The organism is Streptococcus sp. HMSC067A03 (genome assembly GCF_001814295.1).
Classification (GTDB): Bacteria; Bacillota; Bacilli; order Lactobacillales; family Streptococcaceae; genus Streptococcus; species Streptococcus constellatus.
Genome location: NZ_KV815643.1, coordinates 108,466 through 128,563 on the forward strand (window position 1 = coordinate 108,466; position 20,098 = coordinate 128,563).

A 20,098-nucleotide genomic window follows, 5' to 3' on the forward strand; every position below is an offset into this window, starting at 1 on the left:
TTCTTACCTTTCTTTATTATCTATTGAATCAGTTCTTATTCTTTTCCTTCAGCTTCAAAAGCTGCTCTCGCTTCTTGAGCTGCCTTTTCACGCGCTTTTTCAAGGTCATCTACGTGAATCACATCGTCATCCATGCCTTCATCCAAGTCACGAAGTTCTACTTCATTGTCATCTTCATCTAGGACGCGCATGTCAAGACCAAGTGACTGCAATTCTTTCACAAGAACACGGAAAGATTCTGGCACACCTGGTTTTGGAATTGGTTTGCCTTTAGTAATAGCTTCATAAGCTCTCAAACGACCATTGATATCATCTGACTTGTAGGTCAAGATTTCTTGAAGGACGTTAGAAGCACCGTAAGCTTCCAAAGCCCAAACTTCCATTTCTCCAAAACGTTGTCCACCGAATTGAGCTTTACCACCAAGTGGTTGTTGTGTAACGGTTGAATAAGGACCAACTGAACGGGCATGAAGCTTATCATCGACCATGTGGTGCAATTTAATCATATACATGACACCGACAGATACACGGTTGTCAAACGGCTCACCCGTACGACCATCATAAAGAATCGTCTTGGCATCGCTATCCATGCCTGCTTCACGAACAGTATCCCAAAGGTCATCTGAGCTTGCTCCGTCAAATACTGGCGTTGCTATGTGGATACCAAGGTTGCGAGCAGCCATACCAAGGTGAAGCTCCATAACCTGTCCGATATTCATACGTGATGGCACCCCAAGTGGGTTCAACATGATGTCTACTGGTGTTCCGTCTGGAAGATAAGGCATATCCTCAACTGGAACAATGCGGGAAACAACCCCTTTATTTCCGTGGCGTCCGGCCATCTTATCCCCAACGCGGATCTTTCGTTTTTGAGCAATGTAAACACGCACCAACATGTTGACACCAGATTGCAATTCATCACCGTTCGCACGAGTAAAGATTTTCACATCACGGACAACCCCAGCACCACCATGTGGTACACGAAGAGATGTGTCACGTACTTCACGAGATTTATCACCGAAAATTGCATGAAGCAGGCGTTCTTCAGCGGATAAGTCTTTTTCACCTTTCGGCGTTACTTTACCGACAAGAATGTCGCCCTCTTTCACCTCAGCACCAATGCGGATAATTCCCATTTCGTCAAGGTCTCTTAGCGCATCTTCCCCAACGTTTGGAATTTCGCGCGTAATTTCTTCAGGACCAAGCTTTGTATCACGTGTTTCTGATTCAAATTCTTCCAAGTGAACAGAGGTATAAACGTCATCTTTTACTAGACGTTCACTCATGATAACGGCATCTTCAAAATTGTAACCTTCCCATGTCATATAAGCAACGATTGGATTTTGTCCAAGCGCCATTTCACCTTTTTCCATAGAAGGTCCGTCTGCAATAAAGTCGCCTTTTTCAACCGTATCGCCAACTTTCACCAGCGTACGTTGGTTGTAAGAAGTACCAGAGTTTGAACGGCGGAATTTCGTAATATGATAGACATCAAGCGAACCGTCTTCACGACGAACTTCAACTTTGGCAGCATCAGAATATACAACTTTACCATCGTGTTGTGCAATAATCGCCGCACCAGAATCGTGAGCTGCTTGGTATTCCATTCCAGTTCCAACGTATGGTGCATGCGGATCAATCAACGGTACTGCTTGACGTTGCATGTTAGCACCCATGAGAGCACGGTTTGAGTCGTCATTTTCAAGGAACGGGATACATGCTGTCGCAACGGCAACTACCTGTTTAGGCGACACATCCATGAAATCCACCTGATCTGAAGGAAATTCTTGGTTATTCCCTTGGTGACGTCCCATAACAATCGCTTCTGCAAAACGCCCTTCTTCTGTTAACTTAGAATTTGCTTGAGCAACGATGTATTCATCTTCTTCATCCGCTGTTAACCAGACGATTTCATTGGTGACCAGACCTGTTTCACGATCCACTTTACGGTAAGGCGTTTGGATAAAGCCATATTTATTCAAATGTCCATAAGAAGACAAGTTATTGATCAAACCAATATTTGGTCCTTCAGGTGTTTCAATCGGACACATACGACCATAGTGGGTATAGTGCACGTCACGCACTTCGTATCCTGCACGGTCACGTGTTAAACCACCAGGTCCTAAGGCAGACAAACGACGTTTGTGAGACAACTCAGACAGTGGATTGTGTTGATCCATAAATTGAGACAATTGAGAGGAACCAAAGAATTCCTTGATAGCTGCTGTAACTGGGCGTATGTTAATGATTTGTTGCGGAGTCAGTACTTCGTTATCTTGCACGCTCATGCGTTCACGCACATTGCGCTCCATGCGAGAAAGTCCAAGACGCACTTGGTTAGCAAGCAATTCACCTACCGCACGAATCCGACGATTTCCCAAGTGGTCAATATCATCCACACGGCCGATGCCTTCTGCTAAGTTGAGGAAGTAGCTCATCTCAGCCAAGATATCCGCTGGTGTAATCGTATGAACCCGATCACCTGGATTAGCATTCCCAATAATAGTTACCACGCGATCTGGATCAGTTGGTGCCACGACTTTGAATTTTTGAAGAACGACTGGATCTGTCAATACAGCTGCATCATTTGGAATATAAGTGATTTTATTCAAATCTCCATCCAAATAGTCTGCAATACTATCAATGACACTACGCGTCATAACTGTTCCGGCTTCTACTAAGATTTCTCCTGTTTCTGGGTCAACCAAAGGTTCTGCAATCGTTTGATTTAACAAACGTGTTTTGATATTTAATTTTTTATTAATCTTGTAACGACCAACTGCCGCCAAGTCATAACGATGTGGATCAAAGAAACGAGCAACCAACAGACTACGTGAGCTATCCGCTGTCTTAGGCTCACCTGGACGAAGGCGTTCATAGATTTCTTTCAGCGCTTCATCTGTACGTGAATCCATCGGATTTTTGTGAATATCTTTTTCAATCGTGTTGCGAACGAGATCGCTATCACCGAAAATATCAAAGATTTCATCATCACCAGAGAAACCAAGTGCACGAACAAGCGTTGTAAATGGAATTTTACGAGTGCGGTCAATCCGAGTGTAGGCAATATCTTTTGAGTCCGTTTCCAACTCTAACCAAGCTCCACGGTTTGGAATGACGGTTGAACCATACCCAACCTTCCCATTTTTGTCTACTTTATCATTGAAGTAAACACCTGGAGAACGAACGAGCTGTGATACGATAATCCGCTCACCACCGTTGATGATAAACGTTCCCATTTCTGTCATGATTGGAAAATCGCCAAAGAAGACTTCTTGCGTCTTGATTTCGCCGGTTTCTTTATTGATTAAACGGAACGTCACAAAAATAGGTGCAGAATAGCTAGCATCGTGAATCCGTGCTTCTTCTAAAGTGTATTTGGATTCTTTGATTTCATAACCAACAAACTCCAGATCCATAGTGTCTGTAAAGTTTGAAATAGGAAGTACATCTTCAAATACTTCTTTCAAACCATGGTCAAGAAAATCTTTGAACGAATCCGTCTGGATTTCAATCAAATTTGGTAAATCAAGAACTTCCTTGATTCTTGAAAAACTACGACGAGTACGGTGTTTCCCGTATTGAACTTCATGTCCTGCCAAGTTTTTTACTCCTTCTTCTTTCTACATTCTCTATTACATGATAGAGTAGCAATTTCATTTGTCCTTTCTGATAAATTTTCAGAATCTTTAAGTTTTGATAACAAACGATGAAAATCCCAAAAATAGGCACAAAAAGAGCAGCTAAATCTGACTCTAAAAGTATGATTTAACTGCTGTGAGCTTTATATGGACAATATTTCAAATAAAGCAGACGACAAATTATTAATAATATTATACCCTATTTTACTCTGCTTTTCAAGTTTCTTTACTTATGAAAGTGTTTTTATTTTAACGTCCACCTAAAAGTGCTGCCCAAGCTTTTTGATAATCACTATCTGTCCCACCGATTCCAAATTTATAGGTGGTCATCGGAGCGCCATTTTTCGCCCAGTAACTAGTAACCGTCTGACCAGTCAGGCTCATGCTACGACCGTTGACTGTGACTGTTCCAGCTCGTTCACCTGTTGCTTTGAGAACATTGGACTTAATCACGCTTGAATCCAAATTGAACTTATCACCAACTCCCCAAATATTTGGATCAGCTTGATGAATTGCATTCACCAAGTGAGCCATATACTGAGCATTGTTATTGTAACCCGTCAAAGGTGCCATTGAAGCATTATTGTCATGACCGATCCAACCACCCAACGTTAATTTTGGAGTGGATACCATAAGCCACATATCTCCATTGCTGTTGGTTGTCCCCGTTTTTCCTATCCAATCAGCATTAGCCAAGCTACTATTAATCTGTGCTAAACGAGATTTGAAAGTCGTCGTAGCACCTGAACTCAACACTCCACGCATAAGGCTTTGCATAATCGTTGCTGCGGCCTTGGAATAAACTTGAACAGGTTTAGCTTTATGTTCATATACAACTTTCCCATTCTTTGCCGTAATCTTTTCAATCATATAGCGCTCTTGATAAGCCCCATTATTGGCTAAAGTTTGAAAACCATTGGTATGCTGAGCAACAGATACTTCAACCCCACCGCCCATTGGCAAACTTTCAATATCGTAATTTTCAATTTGATAGCCCATTTTTTCCATATAACCTCGAACATTGACCCCTTTGTCACGAAGCAATTTATAGGTCCAATAAGCTGGAATGTTCCAAGAAGTATTTAAAGCCTCCTGCAAATCCATCATAGCCGTACCACGGCTATCTACGTGCATAATGGGCTCGCCGCTAGAGAAATTCGCCGGATAATTAGACAGCATACTGGCACTGCCCATCAGGCCTTGGTCAATGGCTATGCCATAAGCTAAAATCGGTTTAATGGTTGAGCCTGGTGAGCGCTCCGTATCAAAAGCGTGGTTGTTTTGGTTGGAAGCATAATCACGTCCTCCTATAAAGCCCAAAACAGCACCCGTCCGATTGTCCATGAGAACATTTCCCGCTTCAACTGCACCTGTTCCATCATCTAACACACCACCAAAATTAGCAATCGCATTTTGCATAGCGTTGTGGATATTTTTGTTAATCGTTGTGGTAACAGTATAGCCACCCTCACTCAACTCTTTTGCAGCTAATTCTTTATAGGCTTTCACAGTTGCATCATTTTTTAATTCCTGTTGTGAAACATTGTCTCGCCTAATCAAGTATTCATACATTGCTTTTTGAGCTTCTTTCATCGCAACGTAATATAAATAATCATGCGAATTTTTTGAAGAGCGATCGGCAGGCAGAAAATCCCGTTTCAAATCATAATCTTTATACAATTGGTACTCATCTTTATTAATCGCACCTGTTCGATACATATTGTAAATGACTTTTTTAGCACGGTTGAGTCCCAATGTCATGTCTTTAGCACTTTTCAGACTACCATCAGTTGCATAAGGAGAATAAACAATCGGGCTTTGTGGCAACCCCGCAATAAAAGCTGCTTGAGGTACTGTCAACTTGCTAGCAGGTACTCCAAAAATTCCTTGGGCCGCTTCTTCTACACCGGCAATATTTTGCCCTTTATTATTTCTTCCAAACGGGGCCACATTCAAATAAGTCGTTAAAATATCATCTTTGTTCATACAGCGTTCTAAAGCCAGTGCATCAATGATTTCTGTCGCTTTACGCTTGAAAGTTGGTGCATCACCAACAACTTGTTGTTTGATTAACTGCTGCGTTAAGGTGGAACCACCACTTGAGGAGCCAATCCCTGCAACAGATCCTAGTGTTGCCCGCAAAACAGCTTTCGTAACAACCCCATGATGCTTGTGGAAATTTTCGTCTTCCGTAGCAATGACTGCTTTTTTTACATTAGCAGAAATAGATTTGCTAGCTACTGATATTCTTAGTAAATCACTATCAATTGCTGAAATTGAACTACCATCAGCATATTTTAATTCAGAAATAGCCGAGATGTCTTGGATTTTTTTGATGAGCTCTTCTTTTTTAGGAGTTTCAACCTTATCGAAGATTCTTGCACCATAACCCAATGCAATACCTCCACCAAACAAGCACCCTAAAAAAACAAGCACAAAAAAGACATTTGATAATAATTTCAGAGTACGAAGGATAGTTCCACCAATACTCAAAATTGTCCAGTTTTCCTTTTTATTTTTGCTAGGACGATCTGTTTGAAAAAGTTTCTCAAACAATTGTTGTATTTTTTCTAAAACTTGTTTAAACATTCTTTCTCCTTGGGCTTTCTGTGCCTATTATAGCAAATTTATGAAACTTCTGACAACAAGAAAGGCAAGCCTTGGCTGAAATCATTGTTTTTTTCATTATTTTTGCGATTTTACTATATTCTAGTGCTTGTTTGTGATACAATGTTACAATAACTAGAAATTTTATAAAGGAGAGACAGATATGCACATTTTTGATGAGCTAAAAGAACGTGGTTTGGTTTTTCAAACAACTGACGAAGAAGCATTGCGCAAAGCCCTAGCAGAAGGAAATGTCAGCTTTTATTCTGGTTATGACCCAACTGCTGATAGCTTACATCTTGGTCACCTTGTACCAATCCTTGTCATGAAACATTTACAGTTGGCTGGTCACAAACCCTATGCTCTCGTTGGCGGTGCAACTGGCTTAATTGGCGATCCATCATTTAAAGATACAGAACGGAGCTTACAAACAAAAGACACAGTTGAAGGCTGGGTACAGAGCATTCAAGCGCAAGTATCGCGTTTTCTTGACTTTGAAAATGGCGACAACAAGGCTGAAATGGTCAACAACTATGACTGGTTCTCCGACATTAGCTTTATTGACTTTCTACGTGATGTTGGAAAATATTTCACTGTCAACTACATGATGAGTAAAGAATCCGTAAAAAAACGGATTGAAACAGGCATTTCGTATACCGAGTTTGCTTACCAGATTATGCAAGGCTATGACTTTTTTGAGTTAAATCGACAATACGATGTCACTTTGCAAATCGGTGGTTCAGATCAATGGGGCAATATGACTGCTGGTACAGAATTACTTCGCCGCAAAGCAGATAAAACAGGTCATGTTATTACAGTGCCTCTTATCACAGACGCAACTGGTAAGAAATTTGGTAAGTCAGAAGGCAATGCTGTATGGCTCAATGCCGATAAAACCAGTCCTTACGAAATGTATCAATTCTGGATGAATGTCATGGACGCTGATGCCGTACGTTTCCTAAAAATCTTTACACTTCTTCCACTTGATGAAATCGAAGAAATCAGAAAACAATTTGAAGCAGCTCCCCACGAACGGTTGGCACAAAAAATCTTAGCACGAGAAGTGGTCACGCTTGTACATGGCGAAGAAGCCTACAAAGAAGCGCTCAACATCACCGAGCAGCTTTTTGCTGGAAATATTAAAAATCTTTCTGTCAAAGAACTGAAACAAGGACTTCGCGGGGTGCCAAATTATCAAGTGAAAGTAGATGACAATCTCAATATCGTAGAAATGTTGGTAACAGCTGGCATTGTCAATTCTAAACGCCAAGCGCGGGAAGATGTTCAAAATGGCGCTATTTATGTCAATGGCGAACGTATTCAAGACCTTAACTATACATTAACGGATGCTGACAAATTAGAAAACGAACTGACCGTTATTCGGCGCGGGAAGAAAAAATATTTTGTTTTGACTTACTAGTCAAAAATGAAAAGGCTGGGTTTAACCCTAGCTTTTTCTTTATTTTAATTAGCATAATGCATTGACCTAGTTGTACCTTGAAAAATAAAAAACACAAATCCCATCTTAATAAAGAAGAACTCATTTTCAGTTTCCTTTCTTTATCATCGACTTGCCAAAGCATTTCTCACATGTTACACTAGTCAGAGAAATCTATGAAAGAGAAAACGCATGAAACCCAAACTCAAACGTTTTGAAACAGCTAATCTTTTTGCTTGCCCTTTTTGCCAGCAAGCCTTGTTTTTAGCAGAAAATAGTCTTAAATGTAACAATAAGCATTCCTTTGATCTAGCAAAATTCGGTTATGTCAATCTGGCACCACAGGTGAAGCAGTCAAAAGACTACGATAAAACCAACTTTCAAAATCGACAATTGATTCTCGAAGCAGGATTCTATCAGCCAATTTTAAACAAACTGTTAGATATTTTAACTTCTTTGCCACAGCATGCTAATCTGTTAGATATTGGCTGCGGAGAGGGGTACTATGCTCGAAACCTGCAAGCACAGATGACTGATAAACACATCTACGCGTTTGATTTATCAAAAGAATCGATTCAGCTAGCAGCCAAAAGCGACCACAGCATGGCAGTAAATTGGTTTGTTGGAGATCTGGCGCATCTTTCCATTCAAGATACCAGTATGGATGTGATTTTGGATATTTTCTCTCCTGCCAATTATCAAGAATTTCAACGCGTATTGCGGAAAAACGGCTTGCTTATTAAGGTTATTCCTAACAGCCAACATTTGCAAGAAATTCGTAGTATCGTTGCCGAGCAGTTAACAAACACAAATTATTCCAATCAAAAAATCATTGAACACTTTAAGAAATCTTTTACCATTGCAGACTCCTATGATGTTGTTAGCACTTTTTCACTAAAGGAAAATGAAAAAATGGCTCTGCTGAAAATGACTCCGCTTCTTTTCAATATGAATATTGAAAAAATCGACTGGTCATCTTTACATGAAATCACCATTGCTGCAAAGATTTTGGTCGGTCAAGAAAAATAAACACAAAAGAGGTAGAAACAGACTGCCGCGAGATACAGCAGTCTATTCAACCCCTTTTTATATGCCTCGATTAAAAGCAAGAAAGACCATTCCCAAAACTAAAACTAAATAGATAACCAGCGCTAAAACACGTTGCCCCACTTGATAAGCTCTTTGCTCGCCATGGACTGGGAAAATAACAGCACACAGAGCGCCTCCGACTGCACCGCCTAAATGTCCTGCCAGACTGATTCCCGGTGTCAAGCTTAATACCAAGTTCATAACCAGTAGAATTAAGTAAGATTGACCAAGTTGCTGAATATAGGGATTGTGAACCGCATAGCGCAACGTAATAATAGCGCCAAAAATTCCAAACAAAGATGTAGAGGCCCCTGCCGCCACAGCACTTGGAGTGAAAAAGAAGACAAAAGCATTTCCTAAAATCCCAGACATCAAATAAAGAAACAGAAAATTCCATGAACCAAAAATGTCCTCAGCTTGGCGTCCGATAAAATACAGCGTAATCATATTCATCACAAAATGCTCCAAGCCGATATGAACGAAAATCGCTGATACCAAGCGCCAAATCTGACTTGGAAAATATTGGATGCTTCGCCCATGCATGGCGCCAAACTCATAAATTGTTTGAGTACTGCTGTAAGCAAATCCACGCAATAAAAACATGGTTAGAAAAAGTCCTGTCGTTATAAGTAATAAAATACTTGTCACAGGATACTGTTTATTATAAATTTTATTCACAAATCAATACCTCCTGAATAGGAATATCGTAATTATCCGGTTGAAAATCCGCTAATTGACAAGGATAAATTGTACTTACTGTCATTCCCTTAAAATCAGCCAAGTAGCGGTCATAATAACCTCCACCATAGCCAATCCGGTAGCCACCTTTATTAAAAGCAACACCCGGTACGTGAATCAAATCAATATGAGTTTTCTCTACCACTTGTCCACTCCTTGGCTCCCAGATACCAAAAGCAGTCAATTCCAAGTCATTTGGATTATAATCCACAAAAATCATGCACCCATGAGGATAAGTCTTCGGAATCACAATTCGCTTGCCATCTGCTTGTGCTTGTCTGATGAAAAGCCCCGTGTCAAACTCGTGTGGCAAAGATAAATAAGTCGCAATTGTTTTAGCGTGTTGGTAAACAGAGGATTTCAGCAAGTACTGTGTGAGCAAAGCATCTCTCTGCTGTTTTGCTATCAATTCCTGTCCTTTCATTTCTCTTACTATCTTTTTACGTAAAGTCGTCTTCACTTATCTTCTCCTTGATAAGGTTGTCAGAATTTCCAATCCGTCATTTATTAAAGTAACAACAAAAACTTTCCAACTTTTTGATTAGCAAAATAGCAAAGATGCTTCAGTTGATGGCAGTTTCAGATAATAAAAAACATGAAATGAATACTCTAATCTAAGCATGGCTCTTTTTTCTTTATTTAATGAATCAAATCCATCCCAGATGCCAAAATTTAATGACAGAATCTGGGTACTTCGTCTGCCAACTTTCCTTCAAATAGCACTTTTAAATTTGCGTTTTTATCCATTTGTAACAAGTTGGATTAATTCCTGAGTAGTCATTTAAGTAGCTAATATAGGCCTTTTTTTACTTTAATTTAGTATTAAAAATTATTATATCATAAAATCAAGTATTTCATCATATAGAAAGCAAAAACACCACAAAGTTCAAATATTGTGATGTTTTTTTAGTTAACTTATTGAATATGTTTCAGCATCTTCTCAATATGCTCAATGGACTTTTCACGTCCAAGCAGATAAATGGTATCTGGTAATTCTGGTCCGTGCATTTCGCCCGAAACAGCGATTCGGATTGGCATGAAGAGATTTTTCCCTTTGATACCCGTTTCTTTTTGCACTGCCTTGATTTGTGGGAAGATATTTTCTGATTTGAAGCCTTCATCACTCATAGCTTCCATTTTTTCTTTGAATGCTTTCAAAACAATCGGTACCGTTTCGCCTGACATAAACTCTTTTTCATTTTCTGTTAGCTCTGGGAAATCTTCAAAGAAGAGGTCTGTGAGCGGTACGATTTCATCAACAGATTTCATCTGTGGTTTGTAGAGTGCGACCAATTTCTCAGCCTTATCTGTTAAACGACCAGCTACATCCAAATAAGGTTTTGCCATCTCAAAAATGGTTTCAAAATCCGCATTTTTAATGTATTCATTGCTCATCCAATCTAATTTCTTTTGGTCAAAGGCAGCCGGAGACTTACTGAGACGATGTTCATCAAAGAGTTGGATTAATTCTTCGCGAGAGAAAATTTCATTTTCACCGCCAGGATTCCAACCAAGGAGAGCAATAAAGTTAAACACTGCTTCTGGTAGGTAGCCTTTTTTACGGTAATCTTCGATAAATTGAAGTGTATTCGTATCACGTTTTGACAATTTTTTGCCTGTCTCCGAATTGATAATCAAGGTCATGTGACCAAATTGCGGTGCTTCCCAACCAAGTGCTTCATAAACCATGAGCTGCTTAGGTGTGTTAGCAATATGGTCATCTCCACGGATAACATGTGAAATTTCCATTAAGTGATCATCAACAACAACGGCAAAGTTGTATGTTGGATAACCATCTTTTTTCTGGATAACCCAATCACCACCGATGTTGCCACCTTCAAATTCAATCTCACCTTTAACAAGATCATTCCACTTGTAAATACCAGATTCATTGACTGCAAGACGGACTGTTGGAACGATTCCTTTAGCTTCACGCTCTGCGATATAAGCTACTTTTTCATCTTCAGACATTCCTAGATATTCATTGATGTAACGAGGCGTTTCTCCAGCAGCTTCCTGCCGTTCACGCTCTGTAGCTAATTCTTCTTCCGTTATGTATGATTTGTAAGCCAAGCCTTTTTCGAGCAACTCATTAATATAACCTTGATAAATATCCAAACGTTCAGATTGGCGGTATTTTTCATGCGTTTCTGGACTTTCATCCCAGTCAATCCCTAACCAGCGAAGATTTTCCAGCTGCGAACGCTCCCCGTCTTCGACATGACGCTTGCGGTCTGTATCTTCAATCCGAATAATAAACGTACCACCGTAGTGACGAGCATAAAGATAATTAAAGAGCGCAGTCCGCGCATTTCCGATATGTAACAGTCCCGTTGGACTTGGTGCGTAGCGCACACGAATTTTATTCGCCAATTTCATTTCTCCTAATGTTTATCTTAAATTTCTAACAGGAAAACCCTGTTTCTATTTTAAACGTTACTATTATACCACAAGTTGTCGAAAAGAAATAACAGAAGCGATGAAACTTTATTATTCTTCGAATCATTTACAGAAGATGAGCGAAAAACAAACTTTCTCTACAGAATTTCCTTAGCAATATAGAAACCGTCGCCTATCTCACCTACCAATTCAATGTTCAGTTACACTTACTTACCCAAACACCTTCTTCAATACTTCACCAATCGTTGTCACACCAATAACTTCAGTCTTTTCGGGAATATTCAATCCGTTCAAAGAGTTTTTAGGAACATAAATTTTTGTGAAGCCTAACTTAACAGCTTCGTTGATGCGCTGCTCAATGCGATTGACACGGCGGATTTCGCCTGTCAGACCAATTTCGCCAATATAACATTCTTGAGGGTTGGTTGGCTTTTCCTTATAACTGGAAGCAATGGCTACCGCAACCGCTAAATCAATAGCAGGCTCATCTAAGCGCACACCACCAGCTGATTTGAGATAAGCATCTTGATTTTGCAGAAGCAAACCAGCTCGTTTCTCCAAAACAGCCATAATCAGGCTGGCACGATTGAAGTCCAGACCTGCCGTTGTCCGCTTGGCATTGCCAAACATGGTCGGTGTCACCAAAGCCTGCACTTCCGCCAAAATCGGTCGTGTCCCCTCCATCGTCACCACGATAGAAGAGCCTGTCGCACCATCTAAACGCTCCTCTAAGAAAACCTGACTAGGATTGAGCACTTCAACCAGACCACCTGACTGCATCTCAAAAATGCCGATTTCGTTGGTCGAACCGAAACGATTTTTAACTGCCCGCAAAATGCGGAAAGTATGCTGACGTTCTCCTTCAAAATACAGCACTGTATCTACCATATGCTCTAGCGTTCGTGGACCAGCCAGCGTTCCTTCCTTGGTCATATGACCAACGATAAAGGTGGCAATATTGTTAGTTTTCGCCAACTGCATGAGTTCTGCTGTCACCTCCCGCACTTGCGAAACCGAGCCCTGCATGCTGGAAATTTCTGGCGACATAATCGTCTGAATGGAATCGATAATCAAAAAATCCGGTTTGATTTTTTCAATCTCAGCACGAATATGCTGCATATTGGTCTCGGCATAGAGATAAAATTCACTATCAATATCTCCTAATCGCTCAGCTCGCAGTTTAATCTGCTCAGCAGACTCCTCGCCGCTGACATAAAGAACCGTTCCCTTGTGAGAGAGTTGGGTTGAAACCTGCAATAAAAGTGTCGATTTCCCAATACCGGGATCTCCTCCGATTAGAACTAAACTTCCCGGCACCACACCACCGCCTAAAACGCGGTTAAATTCATCCATATCCGTCTTGGTGCGCTTCACATCAATAGAAGTTACTTCTGCCAATTTCATCGGTCGTGTTTTTTCTCCGGTCAGAGAAACACGCGCATTTTTGACTTCTGCCACTTCTACTTCTTCGACAAAAGACGACCAAGCACCACAATTCGGACAACGCCCCAGATACTTGGGCGAATGGTATTCACAATTTTGACAAACAAATGTCGATTTTTTCTTGGCTATGATAGATTCCTCTTTCTTAATGCCCAGTGCTTCCAAAACCACCGGTCCGCAAGCCTTCTGCCTCATCTCCATCTGCAATCAGAAATGGTGCAAAGACAGCCTGAACCACACGTTCTCCAACTTCAAGAACAACTTCCTGATCTGTGATGTTTTTCATCTGAGCAAAGATATGCCCTTCATTTCCAGGATTGCCGTAGTAGTCACCATCAATAACCCCAACGGAGTTAATCAAAACCAGGCCTTTTTTACGAGGGTTGGACGAGCGGTCATAAAGATAAAGAACCTCTCCCGGCTGCATATAGGCCTTGACACCCGTCGGAACCAGCTTAATCTCCCCCGGCGCAATGATGATGCGCTCTGCCACTTTTAAATCATATCCTGCTGCGTGAGCCGTCTCTCTCTTGGGCAGCAAATCTTCATTTGTAAAGCTGGAAACCAGCTCGAATCCGCGAATTTTCATGTATTGCTCTTTTCTATTTTTGCTGTCCCTATTATACTAAATTCGTAGAAAACACGCAAAATGCAGGTCATCTTTCAGCCTGCACTTTTTAATTTATTCTGGCTCATTCAAAAATCGAATCACTTGCTCGTTGGCATCCACCTCAGCTTTCACTCCAAAAGGAACAATTGCTCTTGGAGTAGCATGTCCAACATTTAAATTATATAAAATAGGAATATCTGTATCAATGACATCAAGCAGGATTTTTTTATATTCTCCATAATAAGTTTCATCCATTGGTTTTCCAACAAGGATACCATTTAAAACAGAAAAAATTTCTGTTGTTTTTAAGGTTTCTAGCATTTTTCGATATAAAGTTGGTTCTGATTTTTCTTCACTGGTTTCCAACAAAAGAATTTTTCCTTTCCAAGCTTGCAGCGTAGGAAATAGTTCATATTTGGCACACAATTCAGTAGTATCCGCATATCGTGAATGAGCAAATATATCATAGATGGATTCCAAGCAACCACCTAAAATTTCTCCAGCAAAGATTGCTCTGCCTTTTAGCAATTCAAATCCTTGATTTTCATGACGAGTTCGTTTCGTTCCCAGAGCTTTTTCGCTGAAATCCGTTCTCTCCTCGTACCAAACTTCGCTCGGGCGGATTTCTGAGATACTGCCTGTCGTAATCAATTCTTTGAAATAAGAAAATGTGTAAGGGAGCATATCTGTCTCTAGTTCACAAACATCAGCAAGAAAAGATTGCCCATAAAAAGTCTTGATTCCTAACTTGTGCAGCATAAGATGATTGATCGTAGTATCAGAAAAACCTAGGAATACTTTCTGGTGTACAACTTTTTTTAGCTCATCATTCTCAAACAAATAAGGCAGCAACCGATAAGTATCATCTCCACCGATAGCACATAAAATCATATCAATTGAAGAATCCTTGAAAGCCTGAATCAAATCTTGCGCTCTGGACTCAGGATGATCTGCCAGATAGCCCATTCCTTTTTGTGCATGCTCTAAAAACTTCACTTCAAGCCCCAAGTCTCTCAAGCGCTTTACTCCCAAGTTCACTTCATGTTTAACAGCACTTTCTCCAATGATTCCACTTGATAAACTAACGATTCCAACGGTCTTTATCATCTTCTCTCCTCCTTAATCAATGATTTGAAACATTATAACATAAATCATCCAAAAGCAACGGCAAAAATATAAAGCAAAAAGACCACCTTTTGGTGATCTTTATAGGGAGATTATTATGAAAAAGTTTAGGATTTCATCAAATAAAGTTAGGAGGTCTTCATTTGATAGTTTTATTATAGAATGATTTTCTTAAATGAAGCTTAAGACTCATTTTAAATTTATAATTCCCTCAAAAGGTACTGAAAAAATTTTAGATTTCCTTTTTCCTCATTGATTAAAAACTCTGGGTACCATTGAAGCCCGATGATACGACTACCATCTAGCGACTCAGTCGCTTCAATAATTTTAACTCCATGATAAAATACTGTTGCGCGAAAATTCGGTGCCAAATCCTTAACTTAACAATCTAAACTAATGTTAAACAAGAAATTTATCGCTTTCTATGGTAAAATAAGACTAGAAAACTCTACAAGGAGAAGAACATGGAAAAACAAACAGTTGCTGTTTTAGGCCCCGGTTCATGGGGTACTGCTTTGGCACAAGTATTAAATGACAATGGACATGAAGTTCGTATTTGGGGTAATCTTGCCGAGCAAATCACTGAAATCAACGAACACCATACCAATAAACGCTATTTCAAGGATATCGTTCTCGATGAAAAGATTACTGCCTATTATGACTTAAAAGAAACTCTTGACGGCGTTGATGCCATTCTTTTCGTTGTTCCAACAAAAGTCACACGTCTCGTAGCTAAACAAGTGGCTGAAGTATTAGACCATCCAGTCAAAATCATGCACGCTTCAAAAGGACTCGAACCCGATACTCACAAACGACTTTCCATAATTTTAGAAGAAGAATTATCTCCAAATTTACGAAGCGAAGTGGTTGTCGTCTCTGGACCAAGCCATGCTGAAGAAACTATCGTTCGTGATATTACTCTTATCACAGCAGCTTCAAAAGACTTAGAAGCAGCAAAATATGTTCAAGAACTTTTCAGCAATCACTACTTCCGTCTCTACACTAATACAGATGTCATCGGCGTAGAAACAGCCGGCGCACTAAAAAATATCATTGCTGTCGGAGCAGGTGCCCTTCATGGTCTCGGTTACGGTGACAATGCCAAAGCTGCCATTATCACACGCGGCTTAGCAGAAATTACTCGTCTTGGCGTCAAACTCGGTGCTAGTCCCTTAACATATAGTGGCTTATCCGGAGTAGGAGATTTAATTGTCACAGGAACCTCCGTTCACTCACGTAACTGGCGCGCTGGTGATGCTCTTGGTCGTGGCGAAAAGTTAGAAGATATTGAAGCCAATATGGGCATGGTTATCGAAGGCATTTCCACCACCAAAGCTGCTTACGAACTCGCACAAGAACTGGGTGTCTATATGCCAATTACTCAAGCGATCTATCACGTGATTTATGAAAGCCTTAACATAAAAGACGCCATTTATGATATAATGAATAATGAATTTAAAGCTGAAAACGAATGGTCGTAATTAGCTACTACAAAAAAGGAGGGTCATATGACTCAAGTAAGAAAAGCTGTTATCCCTGCTGCTGGACTTGGAACTCGTTTCTTGCCAGCAACCAAAGCGCTCGCCAAAGAAATGCTGCCTATCGTTGACAAACCGACTATTCAATTTATTGTCGAAGAAGCATTAAAGGCCGGTATCAAAGACATCTTGGTCGTAACCGGAAAATCTAAACGATCTATTGAAGACCACTTTGATTCAAACTTTGAATTGGAGTATAACCTCAAAGAAAAAGGGAAGTCTGACCTTTTAAAACTTGTAGACGAGACTACCGGCATTGGTCTTCACTTCATTCGCCAAAGTCATCCACGCGGACTTGGCGATGCCGTTTTACAAGCCAAGGCATTCGTTGGTAACGAACCCTTTGTCGTTATGCTAGGTGATGATCTGATGGACATTACAAACGACAAAGCAGTTCCGCTAACCAAACAGTTAATGAATGATTACGAAGAAACGCATGCGTCAACCATTGCTGTCATGAAAGTACCACACGATGACGTTTCGTCTTATGGTGTTATTGACCCACAAGGTGAAGGAGTAAATGGACTCTACAGCGTGGAGACCTTTGTTGAAAAACCAAAACCAGAAGACGCACCAAGTAACCTTGCGATTATTGGTCGCTACCTTTTGACACCAGAAATCTTCTCCATTTTGGAAACACAAGCTCCAGGTGCTGGAAATGAAATTCAACTGACAGACGCCATTGATACTCTCAATAAAACACAAAGAGTATTTGCCCGTGAATTCACAGGTGATCGTTATGACGTTGGTGACAAATTTGGCTTTATGAAAACATCTATTGATTACGCCCTCAAACATCCCCAAATAAAAGATGACATGAAACAATACATCATTGAGTTGGGTAAGAAATTAGATAAAAAAGAGAACTAACAGATAGCGATTAGGATTGACAGTAACATCAAAAGTCTCTCCCATCATTACATTTTACTGTAAAAATAGAAATCATAACCATCCATCAATGCTCTGCGCCTCAAACATCTAATGATTGGAGTGTAGTTCACAAGCGGGTGGTTTTTTTATCTCGCATCTTTCAGAACGAGACGGACTAAAAGACATATCATGATATAAATTTAGAAAAATTATATTTCAACCTCTTTTTTATTTCTTTTCTCACTTTTTATAATTGTGATTCAAAACAAAAGAAAACATAGAAATAATGAGGATTTTCACTTGCAGAATATATGAATCTTATTGTATTATTTATGAAATTTTGGTAATATATATATTATAATACAAAAATTCTTGTATGAGGAAAGTTAGTGTCTGGCAATCCTTAAAATAAATAAAGAATAGAAAGGATTAAAATGTCAAAAAAGAAAAAAGACACACCGTTAGTCTTTCTAGTCTTGTTGAAGTGGTTAGCTGAACTGATTTATTTCGTAGGAATTGTGTTCGTTGCTGGCACGGCTCTCCTACTCTTAACATATAATATTCTCAATATACCGCTAGACTATATCCACATTGCAGCTTTACTCGCTTCTTTTATCTATATATTGGCTGGATTTTTAGTGGCAAATAGTTCCGAAGACATCGTTATTGCCAGCAATTACTTTAAAATTCTATCTGCTCTTGGTTACTTAGCGGTGATTAGCTACTTTGACAATCAACTATTTGATTATTTAAAAAATCCAATCGTTGATATCTGCTTGGCAATACCATTTTTAATTGCCATTATCTATAAAAAATTTTATAGAAAAATGATTTATCATGCCGTTTTTAAAAAAAATCATTCCGTCTCTTTTTATAGTGAATATTCAAGTATTGAAGAGATAAAAGCTTCCATGCTTGAAGCCGTCCGTGAAGCAGTGAAGGACGAACATAAAGAGAATGTAGAAGTCGTTGGAAAGAACTTTAGGCAAGATGTAAAGGGAAATATCATCGGTATTTTTAATATTTCACTAGCTCGTAAATTATTTAAAATCACTCAGCCAAAACTAATGCTGATTACCTTAAACTTTAATATCAATAATAATGAATAGGAGTCTATAACCATGTCAGAAATCGAAAAGCCTGTTTTAACACTAGAACAAGATCGCTTCTTAAAAAACAAATCATTTGATACTTACAAAAAGAAACTTGAAGTCTTATCAAGAGCATACAGTGCCAATGCGATGAAAACCATCAATGGTTTCTCGTTAGATTCAGAAGAACAATACAAAGCACTGTTTGAAGCTGTATTCTCAGGTGTCTGGGATGTAGATACAGGTATGCGTTATGTCAATGTCACAGAAATCATTGGTGTATCCAGTTTCTTGAGTGGCCAAAAAGATGAAAATGGCTATTATGTACGCAATGCTGATGGGGAAATTGTTTGGGATATTGTAGATATTGACGAAGCTGAACTTTTCACAGATGAACAAATCGCAACCATCGTTCCGAAAGAATATCGTGGGAAATCATTTGTTCTACGTGAATTAGATGCACGTAAAGAATGGGGAGAGAAACAATCTGTTGACGGCAGCACTGCATCTGTACAACCTGTTGAAGAACCCATCATCGAAGTAGAACCTGAGCCTGAACCAGTTGTTCAACCAGTTCCTGATGTTGAAACAAACACAATAAACCAACAAAAACCAGTTGTAAAACCAGACCCCGTTGTAAAGCCACGTCCAATGACGAAAGCTGAAAAGCAACTACAAAAAAAAGATTACACAAAAGAATCTATTAAAATCATCAATGCAACCATTGATAGTCTTGGATAATAAAAGTTTCTAATAATATTAAAAACCTTTCAACAATATTTGAAAGGTTTTTTGACTTGTTCTCAATTTAAACGGAAACCTAAAAACGATTTACTTAATTTTGCAAAATAGACTACTTTTATGAACTCAATTACCCCCACATCATGTCCAAGTACATAATCCAACTACAACATCCATAACAAAGAGGTTGAGACTTAGTCTCAACCTCTATTTGTTGCTATAAGTATAGCACAGAAAGAGTTAGCGTTAGAATTATTCTTCCTCTTTACGTTTCTTGAAGCCAAGCATTGACAATGCTGTAGCTGCAAACGCCAAACCTGTCAACGTTGCACCAGTATTTGTAGCTTCACCTGTTGAAGGTAAACTTACTTTCGGAGTTACTGGTTTTTTTGGAGTAGTTGGTACTACTGGAGTAGGGGTTGGTGTAGGAGGTGTTTGCGGTTTTTCAGGTGTATTAGGAGTTTCTGGCGGTGTTTGTGGTTTATCCGGAGTCTTAGGTTTATCTGGCGTTACCACTGTTACCGTATTAGAATTTCTTTCAACACCATTGATGATTTCAGTAAAGGTGTTCTTCACTGTACCATAGTCAAGTTGTTTCACTTGCATGTAACCTGTAGCTTGGAACTCACTATTATCTGAAATACTGTTCAAGAAAGCACTAGAGAATGAATACAGAACTGTTCTCGTCTTGTGATCAACAGTTTGGTTGACAAACTTCGTCAAATCTGTACCCTTGGCAAGCTTTTGACCATTCTTAAGAAGAATAT

15 protein-coding genes and 1 pseudogene are annotated in these 20,098 nt (G+C 39.5%); 6 read left to right on the top strand and 10 right to left on the bottom strand.

From position 1 onward, the window contains the following. Nucleotides 1–35: 35 nt before the first annotated feature. Nucleotides 36–3,602: a DNA-directed RNA polymerase subunit beta gene (gene rpoB / locus HMPREF2963_RS02125; RefSeq protein WP_070668355.1), complete on the bottom strand. Its 3,567-nt coding sequence runs from the start codon at nt 3,600–3,602 to the stop codon at nt 36–38. Nucleotides 3,603–3,890: 288 nt separating this feature from the next. Further along, entirely contained in the window at nt 3,891–6,230 is a 2,340-nt protein-coding gene (gene pbp1b / locus HMPREF2963_RS02130; protein ID WP_070668358.1) for a penicillin-binding protein PBP1B, read from the bottom strand. A gap of 181 nt (nt 6,231–6,411) precedes the next feature. On the opposite strand from pbp1b, the gene tyrS reads away from it, so the two are divergent. Then, nucleotides 6,412–7,668, top strand: a complete 1,257-nt coding sequence (gene tyrS, locus HMPREF2963_RS02135; protein WP_020998075.1) for a tyrosine--tRNA ligase — start codon at nt 6,412–6,414, stop codon at nt 7,666–7,668. 210 nt (nt 7,669–7,878) lie between these two features. Beyond that, nucleotides 7,879–8,715, top strand: coding sequence for a putative RNA methyltransferase (locus tag HMPREF2963_RS02140; protein ID WP_049481472.1), 837 nt, complete (start codon nt 7,879–7,881; stop codon nt 8,713–8,715). A gap of 57 nt (nt 8,716–8,772) precedes the next feature. Here the strand turns inward: HMPREF2963_RS02140 and HMPREF2963_RS02145 are convergent, their stop codons facing one another. The 7 genes and pseudogenes from HMPREF2963_RS02145 to HMPREF2963_RS09365 form a co-directional block, all read right to left on the bottom strand. Beyond that, nucleotides 8,773–9,453, bottom strand: coding sequence for a rhomboid family intramembrane serine protease (locus HMPREF2963_RS02145; RefSeq protein WP_006268016.1), 681 nt, complete (start codon nt 9,451–9,453; stop codon nt 8,773–8,775). Continuing rightward, a complete protein-coding gene (locus HMPREF2963_RS02150) occupies nt 9,446–9,973 on the bottom strand; it encodes a 5-formyltetrahydrofolate cyclo-ligase (protein ID WP_039677605.1) in 528 nt (175 codons plus the stop codon). Before HMPREF2963_RS02150 ends, HMPREF2963_RS02145 begins: the two co-directional genes overlap by 8 nt. 455 nt (nt 9,974–10,428) lie before the next feature. Beyond that, nucleotides 10,429–11,886: a glutamate--tRNA ligase gene (gene gltX, locus HMPREF2963_RS02155; protein WP_070668368.1), complete on the bottom strand. Its 1,458-nt coding sequence runs from the start codon at nt 11,884–11,886 to the stop codon at nt 10,429–10,431. Between the two features lie 237 nt (nt 11,887–12,123). Further along, a complete protein-coding gene (radA, locus tag HMPREF2963_RS02160; protein ID WP_070668370.1) occupies nt 12,124–13,521 on the bottom strand; it encodes a DNA repair protein RadA in 1,398 nt (465 codons plus the stop codon). After that, nucleotides 13,502–13,945 (bottom strand): dUTP diphosphatase, encoded by a 444-nt coding sequence (locus HMPREF2963_RS02165; protein ID WP_048800643.1) that lies wholly within the window; start codon nt 13,943–13,945, stop codon nt 13,502–13,504. The genes radA and HMPREF2963_RS02165 overlap by 20 nt, the downstream gene beginning before the upstream one ends. Nucleotides 13,946–14,038: 93 nt before the next feature. Then, nucleotides 14,039–15,073 (bottom strand): S66 family peptidase, encoded by a 1,035-nt coding sequence (locus HMPREF2963_RS02170; RefSeq protein ID WP_070668361.1) that lies wholly within the window; start codon nt 15,071–15,073, stop codon nt 14,039–14,041. Between the two features lie 218 nt (nt 15,074–15,291). Beyond that, nucleotides 15,292–15,471: pseudogene (locus HMPREF2963_RS09365) on the bottom strand (gamma-glutamyl-gamma-aminobutyrate hydrolase family protein); the annotation flags it as partial. An 84-nt stretch (nt 15,472–15,555) separates the two neighbouring features. Between HMPREF2963_RS09365 and HMPREF2963_RS02175 the strand changes: the two are divergent. From HMPREF2963_RS02175 to HMPREF2963_RS02190, 4 genes are all read left to right on the top strand, one after another. Beyond that, nucleotides 15,556–16,572 (top strand): NAD(P)H-dependent glycerol-3-phosphate dehydrogenase, encoded by a 1,017-nt coding sequence (locus tag HMPREF2963_RS02175; RefSeq protein ID WP_003036582.1) that lies wholly within the window; start codon nt 15,556–15,558, stop codon nt 16,570–16,572. Nucleotides 16,573–16,599: 27 nt separating this feature from the next. After that, the gene (gene galU, locus HMPREF2963_RS02180) at nt 16,600–17,499 is read left to right on the top strand and encodes a UTP--glucose-1-phosphate uridylyltransferase GalU (protein ID WP_037598195.1); all 900 of its coding nucleotides are present in this window, start codon (nt 16,600–16,602) and stop codon (nt 17,497–17,499) included. Nucleotides 17,500–17,933: 434 nt separating this feature from the next. Then, entirely contained in the window at nt 17,934–18,608 is a 675-nt protein-coding gene (locus HMPREF2963_RS02185) for a hypothetical protein (protein WP_003070819.1), read from the top strand. 12 nt (nt 18,609–18,620) lie between these two features. Beyond that, nucleotides 18,621–19,331, top strand: coding sequence for a hypothetical protein (locus HMPREF2963_RS02190; RefSeq protein WP_039677600.1), 711 nt, complete (start codon nt 18,621–18,623; stop codon nt 19,329–19,331). A 252-nt stretch (nt 19,332–19,583) separates the two neighbouring features. Here the strand turns inward: HMPREF2963_RS02190 and HMPREF2963_RS02195 are convergent. Continuing rightward, on the bottom strand, nt 19,584–20,098 hold a 515-nt coding region (locus tag HMPREF2963_RS02195), incomplete at its 5' end, for an LPXTG cell wall anchor domain-containing protein (protein WP_148132052.1).